This window comes from Dapis hubbardiae BLCC-M172 (genome assembly GCF_050016015.1).
GTDB lineage: Bacteria > Cyanobacteriota > Cyanobacteriia > Cyanobacteriales > Microcoleaceae > Trichodesmium.
In genome coordinates this window covers 1-8693 of sequence record NZ_JBNHEQ010000307.1, presented here as the reverse complement: position 1 = coordinate 8693, position 8693 = coordinate 1, and the positions used below count along the sequence as shown (strand labels likewise).

The following is an 8693-nucleotide window of genomic DNA, read 5'->3' as shown; positions in this document are numbered from 1 at the left end:
CTCCTGTTTATATTTCCTGATACATTCAATTTGTCAGGCACTTCCAATTTATAAATTCTCCCAAAATCTTTTATTATTATCTTCAAGACGAATAACCTAAGTTTTGTTTCCCTAGTTAATTGTTGATCGCCTATTACCATTTAAGGGAATGTTTGTACAATTAAGTATTAAGAGAATATAGGAGTGACGAAAAGATCAAAGGTTTAAAACTTCGACAAATTGAAATCTGGTAGATAGAGAAGTGTTCGGTACATATTTTCCTATATTTTTATTTAAGAGACAAATAGTTGTCTTGATTTATTCCTTTTTATTCTCTATTCCCTATCTCCTGTTTATATTTCCTGATACATTCAATTTGTCAGGCACTTCCAATTTATAAAATTCTCCCAAAATCTTTTGTTATTATCTTCAAGACGAATAACCTAACTAGGGATAGAATACTCATTCTATCTATTCAGATGCTTTATTTCTTGGTCTTCCCTTAACTTTTTTTTCTCTCCATAATAAATTAGTACCCATACATGACTACCTAATTCTTTAGTAGTTGTTGACGTTCTATTTCTAACTGTTCAATTTCTTGAGTGAGAGCTTCTTTTTGTTGTATGATATTATTGAATTGATTTTGAGTTAAGTTAAGTTCGGCTTCAGTTTTTGCTTTTGCCGCTTGAACTTTTTTTAGCTCTTCTTGAGTACGAGCTTTTGCTGCTTGAACTTGATTTAATTGCTCTTGAGTTATTTTTAGTTGGGTCTCTGTTTCACTTTTTTGGATTAGCGCTTTGTCTAGAGATTGATTAACTTGATTTAACTGAGTTAGAGCTAATTCTAAATCATATCTTGCTTTTTCTAATTCATTTTTAATACGAGTTGTTTCAAATTCAGCTTTTGTGACTGCCTTGCGAGTTTCATTAAGTTTTGTTTGAATTTCATCTATTCTAAAAACGCCTTTTCTTAATGGTTTGCTTGTGGCAAATAAGATTGCTAAAGTTAAAGCCGAAAGAATACTGCCAGTAACTATAGTAACTAAAGCGGCAGTATCACGGGGTCTAAGATGAAATATTCGTAGTCTAGCTTTGCCTACCTTTGTTCCTAGGCGATCGCTAATAGTAGCTATTACACCGCCTAGAACTAAAATTACTAATACTAAGGTTATACCGGCGGTCATTAAGGGCTGCTGGTAGTTGTGTTATTTTAAGATTTCCTTGAGTTGATTGGTCGTTTGAGAATATTTGCCTAAACTGAAAATAGGCAGTAATTTATTTAATTTATTTACTATTATTTTCTCTGATTTCTCTTAAGTAAGGCTTATATTTATCAATTAATTAAGGTTTACAGAGAAAATAATATTTTTGATCAGTTTACCATTTTGAGATTCTGAGGATGAACTGGGAGTTAACTACCTATAGTTTATGTTACAGGTTTCAATTTATAGCTTGATTTGAATCTATCCTTAACAGTATTTTTAAATTCGTTAATATGTCCTAATAAATCAGGTAAATTGTTGACTTAAAGCCACTGGGTTATGTACTGTAATTTTCTTTTTATGAATGGATATCATACTATCTTGCCGTAGGTCTCCCAGTAAACGAGTAACTGTCACCCTTGTTGAGCCAATTGCTTCTGCAATGGCTTGGTGAGATAACTTCAGGTCTATTGTAATCCCTTCTTTACTAGGAACTCCAAAATCTCGACAAAGGATTAACAAAAAGCTAACCAGTCTTGAACCCATATCTCGGTGTGCCAATGTCTCAATCATCATCTCTGTTTGTAAGATTCGAGATGATAGTCCACGCAATAAAATAACTGACAGTTCTGGATCTTCTCTCAGAGCTTTCTCTACCTGGTCAATTGGCACTGATATTAACTCTACTGGGGTAAATGCCACTGCATGGTAGAAACGGTCAGACTTATGGCCTGTAATTAGGGATAGTACCCCAAATACGCTATTTTCCCGAAGTAGGGCTACTGTAATTTCGTCTCCTGCTTCATAAACCCTGGATAGTTTAACTGCGCCTTTAATTAAGACGTAGACACGCTCTGCTGGGTCTCCTGGAAAAAATATTGTCTTGCCCCGTTCAAAAGTTTCTACAACTGGTGGATATGACCCGCCAGATATATTACGGAAAACATTTGCTAGTGGTCTATCATGCGTCACGACCAATTTCCTTACACTCTTTTATAAATATATTTTTCTTTATATCTTTTAACAAATAGCTCACTAACTGAGCAAAGGTTGTACTATCAAATTGCAAGGTATTGCTATATATTTAGGATTTACTTTACTTTGTTGTAAACACTTGAGATAGATTAGCACAATGAAACCTAAAAATTTAATTTTAAATTCTGGCCTATAGGTGCTATTTTATTTAATTGCAAATATGCAGTTTATAATTATAGCATAAATTCGTCATAATAAAATTAAATTATAAAGTTTTTATCTGATTAGAGATTCTACTACAATTTATAGTATTATGTTAGATTTAACCGGAAAAAATGCTCTGGTGACAGGGATTGCAAATAATCGTTCTATTGCTTGGGGTATTGCTCAACAACTTCACCAAGCAGGGGCAAATTTGGGGGTTACTTTTCTGCCAGATGATAAAGGTAGATTTGAAAAGAAGGTTTGGGAATTAGTAGAACCTTTAAATCCTTCTTTATATTTACCTTGTAATGTTCAGGATGAGGAGCAGGTTCAGGCTACTTTTGCCCAAGTAGGGGAAAAATGGGGAAAGTTGGATATTCTCATTCATTGTTTGGCTTTTGCAGGTAAGGACGAATTATCTGGAGATTTTAGTAATACTACTCGTGAAGGATTTACTCGTGCTTTAGAAATTAGTTCTTATTCTCTAATCGATTTGAGTTCAAAGGCTAAAGAGCTTATGACTGAAGGAGGAAGTATTGTAACTCTGACTTATTTAGGTGGTGTACGAGTCGTTCCTAATTATAATGTGATGGGAATTGCTAAGTCTGCTTTGGAAATGAATGTTCGTTATTTGGCAGCAGAACTTGGCAAAAAAAATATTCGGGTAAATGCTATTTCTGCTGGTCCAATTAAAACTTTGGCTTCTTCGGCAGTGGGTGGTATTAAAGATATGATTCATCATGTAGAAGAAATAGCTCCATTGCATCGGACTGTGACTCAAATTGAAGTTGGTAATACTGCTGCTTTCCTATGTAGCGATCTGTCGAGTGGAATTACTGGTCAGGTTATCTATGTGGATGCTGGTTATGAAATTATGGGAATGTAATTGAATTTAGAATTTAGAATTTAGAATTCTGAATTCAGAAGTGAAGAAAGTAATTAGTACCGACACATATTCAATGGTGCGTTACGACGGATTGTTAAATCCCTTTCACAGTCTAAATTTTAGCCGTCTAACGCACCCTACAAATTTGGACTAAATTAGCTGGAAGCCTGTGCTACTGAAAAATTAAAATTCAAAATTTATATTTATATCTTTAAAAATTATGCAGATAAGCGATCGCCCTTCTCCATCTACTCCGATAAAATTGGATTTGCCTGCCAGAGTTGGTTCCGTGAAACGGACGACTGGGGAAACTGATGTAACTGTTAGTCTTAATATTGATGGTGTGGGTAATTGTAAGGCTAATACTGGCATCCCTTTTTTAGACCATATGTTGCATCAAATTTCTTCTCATGGATTAATCGATCTGGAAGTCCAAGCTGTGGGAGATATTGAAATTGATGACCATCATACTAATGAGGATGTGGGAATTACTTTGGGCCAGGCTTTAAGGCAGGCGTTGGGCGATCGCAAGGGTATTGTCCGTTTTGGTCATTTTGTGGCTCCTTTGGATGAGGCGTTGGTTCAGGTGGCCTTGGATTTTTCTGGTCGTCCACATTTGAGTTATGGTTTGGAAATGCCTACTCAACGGGTTGGTACTTATGATACTCAGTTAGTGCGGGAATTTTTTGTGGCTGTGGCTAATAATAGTTTGATGACTTTGCATATTCGGCAGTTGGCTGGAATTAATTCTCATCATATTATTGAAGCAGGGTTTAAGGCTTTTGCTCGTTCTCTACGGATGGCAACGGAAATTGACCCCAGGCGAGTTGGGGAAATTCCTAGTTCTAAAGGTGTTTTGTAATTCAGTTATCAGTTATTAGTTATTCAGTTATCAGTAGTAGACTGTTTCATCTTAAATGATGCAATAGATGTAGGTTGGGTTGAGGGACGAAACCAAACAACAATCTTTCTCCCGTACGGACGCCCTTATGCAACGTCCCTACCTTACTCCCCTACTCCCCTACTCCCTAATGCACTATTTTAGGTGAAACAGTCCAGTAGGATGAATTTTACATTATCAGGACTTAGGCAAAAAAACCTTTTTCTGTCATTGCGAGCGGTAGCGAAGCAATCTCAGGGGTTTTGGATACTGTTTCTATTTATTCATAATGATAACTATACTAACAACAATAGCTGATAGCTGACGGCTGAATTCTTACAGATTATGATTAAACCTGAATGATTTGATGTTGTTGAATTATTAGTTAGAGGTTGAATGTATCAGGAAATATAAAAAAAGAAGATAGGGAACACTTAACTGGGAACACTTAATTGGTATGGAGGGAATAGGGAATAGGCAAAAAAACAATTATTTGTTATCAAGAAATTCACAACTAACTGATTGAGTATGAATAGTCACCTACTCCCTCTGTAGAGTTATTTCAATCCCTTGCCTTATTCAATCTTAAAGCTTGAATTCTGAAACTTTTTGCTTAATACTTATTTGACAAACAGTCTCTTAATTTACCTTCGGAGCGCCAATTTATAGGCAGTCAAGGGACAATTGTTGAATGTTATAATGATGGAAAATATGAAGTTTAATTTTCTAATGAACAGGGAGAAAGTTTAGCTTTATGTAGTCTCAGTAATAATGAATTTATGGTTGTTTGGCAACAGTGGAAAATGGAGCAAAAATTACTACTCTCATAGGTCATATCGATATGATAAATGGTGTAGCCGTTACCCCCAATGTCAAACAGGTGATTTCGTCAGATCACAAAACAATTAAAGTGTGGGATATCAAAACAGGAGCAGAAAGTTCTGCCCTCACAGTCATAGATCGCAATTACATAAGAATTATAACTGTTACTCCAGATGGCAAGCAGGTAATTTTAAGTTCAGATGACAATATTAGAGGGGGAAAAGTTGAAGCGTGGAGTCTCGATAGGGAACAAATTTCTAGTCTTACAGTTCTAGAAAGAAATGAGTCTATAAGCGTTGCAACTTTTACCCCAGATGGCAAACAAGTGATTTTAGGTTTAAATAAAACTATCAAAGTGTTGAGCATGGAAACTGGAGAGGAAGTTGCTAGTTTTACTGGGGAAAGCGATGTAGAATGCTGTGCTGTGGCACCGGATGGGATGACTATTGTAGCAGGGGAACGCTCAGGAAGTTTACATTTCCTCCGCCTCGAAGGAACGGAGACACAACCATGAACAACCAACCTCAACCTCCAACTCCAACCACCCCCTACCCAACAATATTTCAACAATACATTCGACAAAAAACCGAGAATTATGTCGATCGCCCCCTCATCTCCACCACCATCAACAATTTCCTCCAAAACCACAGCCACGGTTACTTCACTCTCATCGGTTCCCCCGGTAGCGGTAAAAGTGCCTTCCTCGCCAACTACACCATCCAAAACCCCCAAACAGTTTATTACACTGCCGAAGTTGAGGGCAAAAACCGCGCTGACGAATTTCTCATAACCTTATGTACCCAACTCATCCAAAAAATAGACAACCAAAACCCCACCCTTCCCGACAACGTTACCGACGGCAGTTGGTATCTTTCCCTATTACTCCAGAAAATTAGCGACAACCTGACGGCAGAGGAAAAATTAATCGTAGTAGTGGATGGATGCGACAACCTCGATCGCCAAAGTCAACCACGAGACTCCAATATATTCTACCTGCCCAGATATTTGCCCAAACAAGTCTATTTCCTCCTCGCCCGCAGACCATTTCTGAGAGCAAAGTCTGGTTTATTAATTGAAACTCCTGCCGAAACACTGAATTTAGAACAATTCCCAGAACAAAACCAGGCAGATGCACGAGCATACATTCAGCATTATTTGGCAATTCCGGAAGTGGGAGCAAATATTAAATCTTGGGTTACTGAAAATTATCAGAGTGAAGCAGAATTTTGTCGAGAGTTGGTTGTTGCAAGTGGGAATAATTTTATGTATTTGAGTCAGGTGTTGGGTGTTATCCCCCCTAACCCCCCTTGGGAAGGGGGGGAATCGGAATTCTCACCTCCTTTTGGGAGGGAAGGAGACGACTGTAGGGGCGAATGGCATTCGCCCTTATAAGACATGGAATGTCTCTACGACAGGTTTAGAGGAATATTACCGGAGTTTGTCGCAAAAAATGGCTGGTGAGGGTTTGTCAGAAATTGAGTTGGGAGTGTTGAGAGTTTTAGTTGAGGAAGAAAAAGCAGTTTCTGTAGAGGCAATATCTCAATTCATAGACACCGATGAATATGATGTGGAAGAAGTATTAGAAAATTGGCTAGAATTTTTACATTGGCAAGAAATTAGGGGAGAAATCTGTTATAGTTTGTATCATTGGAGTTTCCGTAAATTTTTGCGGTCTGTTATTTTTTTATAGGTCCAGTAGGGTGTGTTAGCGTTTGCGCAGCATTCCGCAGGAAAGCGTAACGCACCGAATTGTGATATAGGTGGTGCGTTACATTTCATTAACGCACCCTACAAGATGACTATTGCAATATTGTAGGTGTGTCATACCACTAGGTTGAAGGCGATCGCTCAAACAGCCGATAAATTGCACCCTTTATAGAAAAAATCCAGAAATAATCAATTATATAAAATCAAGTTGAACAGTCGTCATTGCGACGAAGCGGAAGCAATCTCCGCACACATAAGAGATTGCTATCCGTTCCGGAATGCTCCGCAAACCTTCCACTCCGTTCCAGTCGCTGCGGACGCAAGCGATAGTAATTATCCGGATTCTATATTATTTCTCCCTGTTCCCTAAAAAATGATATAAGATATATTTGCAATCTATCTTAATCAATAATCAAATGACTACCAAAAATTTCACCAGAGATGAAATGGAAACAGTGCAGGAAATATTGCAAACAGATAGCCGAACTGTCCCACCTGTACTCAAACAAGAATCTATTAAAGATCTAGGAACTGCCGATATCCCTAGAGAAATATTCTTTTCCCCTGAATATCATAACTTAGAAGTCGAAAAGATGTGGAAAAAAGTCTGGCAGTGGGCTTGTCGAGAAGAAAATATTCCTAATGTGGGCGATTATGTGGTATATGATGTAGCTGACCTTTCCGTAATTGTTGTTCGGAGTAAAGCAGATAAAATTCAGGCATTATACAATTCTTGTTTGCACCGTGGGACCCAATTATGTGTTAACGAGGGAAATACTTTAGCTTTAAAATGTCCCTTTCATGGTTGGACATGGAAACTAGATGGTACTCTAGCTCATATTCCTTGTCGGTGGGATTTTGAACAGGTAGAGGATGAAGCTTTCCGGTTGCCTGAAATTAAGGTGGCAACATGGCAGGGCTTTGTGTTTATTAATTTTGACCCAAATTGTGAGTCTCTTGAGAGTTACTTAGAAAATCTACCCGAACATTTCCAACAGTTTGCTTTACAAGAAAGGTTTATAGCAGCTCACGTTGCTAAAGTGATGCCTGCTAACTGGAAAGTAGCACTAGGGGCTTTTTTAGAAGTTTATCATGTAATTGGAACACATCCACAAATTCTCAAATTCAGTGGAGATGCTAACTCCCAAAATGACATTTATGGTCGTCATAATAGGTTAATTATGCCAATTGCGGTGCAAAGTCCCCATCTAGGTAAGCTACGAGACCCACAAGCTCCTGCGACAGGTCTGATAGAATTTATGGGAATTGACCTAGAAACATTACAGATATCTGAGGAAATGAACCCTCGTGCTTATGCAGCAGAAGTCACTCGACAAAGCTTCAAGCAGAATTTAGAAGTTGACTGCTCTACTGTTTCTGATACAGAGATGCTGGATATAATTTCTTACTTTATTTTCCCTAACTTGATGATATTTCCTGGTGTCGGTCAACCTTTCATGTTTCGTTTTAGACCTTATGGTAATGACCCTGATAGTTGTATTATGGAATTCCTAGTCTTGCAACCTTGTACATCGGGAGTTATGCCACCAGCAGCTAAAATTCATTGGCTGACATCTGAGGAAAACTGGAGTGATGTACCAGAATTGAGACAAGCAGGACCAGTGCTAGATCAAGATGCTTCCAACTTACTCCTGCTGCAAAAAGGTTTGAAAGCATCTGCAAAGCCTGGTATTACTCTGGGTAACTATCAAGAATCTCGCATCCGTCACTTTCATCAGATATTGGATAAATATTTGAGCTAATATTGCACTACGCGCAATTTAGAATTTAGAAGTCAACTGACAAAGCTAAAATAGTAAAATAGTAGGGGCGGGTTTCCCCATTAAATTAATGAGTTTTCACGTTTGATCAAATAAACCCGCCCCCCAATGATGTAACGCACTATTTTAGATATGTCATTCCAGTAGTAGATCGACACACCTTGCATTCGGGCGGGTTTATTTAATTTGATGGGTGAGTATTGAATTTTCGACTAAAACTCGCCCCTACGTTTGTGCATTCGGGCGGGTTTATTTAAT

8 protein-coding genes and 1 pseudogene are annotated in these 8693 nt (G+C 37.9%); 7 read left to right on the top strand and 2 right to left on the bottom strand.

Annotated features, from left to right (window positions below; genetic code table 11):
* Positions 1 to 529 precede the first annotated feature (529 nt).
* Positions 530 to 1162, bottom strand: coding sequence for a DUF3084 domain-containing protein (locus tag ACP6PK_RS28995; protein WP_426564893.1), 633 nt, complete (start codon positions 1160 to 1162; stop codon positions 530 to 532).
* 324 nt (positions 1163 to 1486) lie between these two features.
* Positions 1487 to 2152, bottom strand: a complete 666-nt coding sequence (gene ntcA, locus ACP6PK_RS28990) for a global nitrogen regulator NtcA (RefSeq protein ID WP_426564891.1) — start codon at positions 2150 to 2152, stop codon at positions 1487 to 1489.
* Positions 2153 to 2468: 316 nt separating this feature from the next.
* Here ntcA and fabI point away from each other — a divergent pair, with 316 nt between their 5' ends.
* The 7 genes and pseudogenes from fabI (at position 2469) to ACP6PK_RS28955 (ending at position 8417) form a co-directional block, all read left to right on the top strand.
* Entirely contained in the window at positions 2469 to 3245 is a 777-nt protein-coding gene (fabI, locus tag ACP6PK_RS28985; protein WP_426564889.1) for an enoyl-ACP reductase FabI, read from the top strand.
* Positions 3246 to 3465: 220 nt separating this feature from the next.
* Entirely contained in the window at positions 3466 to 4107 is a 642-nt protein-coding gene (gene hisB, locus ACP6PK_RS28980; protein ID WP_426564887.1) for an imidazoleglycerol-phosphate dehydratase HisB, read from the top strand.
* A gap of 671 nt (positions 4108 to 4778) precedes the next feature.
* Positions 4779 to 4847: pseudogene (locus ACP6PK_RS28975) on the top strand (DUF4926 domain-containing protein); the annotation flags it as partial.
* 74 nt (positions 4848 to 4921) lie between these two features.
* A complete protein-coding gene (locus tag ACP6PK_RS28970) occupies positions 4922 to 5461 on the top strand; it encodes a WD40 repeat domain-containing protein (RefSeq protein ID WP_426564901.1) in 540 nt (179 codons plus the stop codon).
* Positions 5458 to 6339, top strand: coding sequence for an AAA family ATPase (locus tag ACP6PK_RS28965; RefSeq protein WP_426564885.1), 882 nt, complete (start codon positions 5458 to 5460; stop codon positions 6337 to 6339). Before ACP6PK_RS28970 ends, ACP6PK_RS28965 begins: the two co-directional genes overlap by 4 nt.
* Positions 6290 to 6637, top strand: coding sequence for a hypothetical protein (locus ACP6PK_RS28960; RefSeq protein ID WP_426564903.1), 348 nt, complete (start codon positions 6290 to 6292; stop codon positions 6635 to 6637). The genes ACP6PK_RS28965 and ACP6PK_RS28960 overlap by 50 nt, the downstream gene beginning before the upstream one ends.
* Positions 6638 to 7070: 433 nt before the next feature.
* A complete protein-coding gene (locus tag ACP6PK_RS28955) occupies positions 7071 to 8417 on the top strand; it encodes an aromatic ring-hydroxylating oxygenase subunit alpha (RefSeq protein ID WP_426564883.1) in 1347 nt (448 codons plus the stop codon).
* Positions 8418 to 8693: the final 276 nt, after the last annotated feature.

Excerpts from the sequence above, each read along its gene's own strand:
- ACP6PK_RS28995 (WP_426564893.1), bottom strand. The coding sequence starts at position 1,162 with ATGACCGCCGGTATAACCTTAGTATTAGTAATTTTAGTTCTAGGCGGT.
- fabI (WP_426564889.1), top strand. The coding sequence starts at position 2,469 with ATGTTAGATTTAACCGGAAAAAATGCTCTGGTGACAGGGATTGCAAAT.
- hisB (WP_426564887.1), top strand. The coding sequence starts at position 3,466 with ATGCAGATAAGCGATCGCCCTTCTCCATCTACTCCGATAAAATTGGAT.
- ACP6PK_RS28965 (WP_426564885.1), top strand. The coding sequence starts at position 5,458 with ATGAACAACCAACCTCAACCTCCAACTCCAACCACCCCCTACCCAACA.
- ACP6PK_RS28955 (WP_426564883.1), top strand. The coding sequence starts at position 7,071 with ATGACTACCAAAAATTTCACCAGAGATGAAATGGAAACAGTGCAGGAA.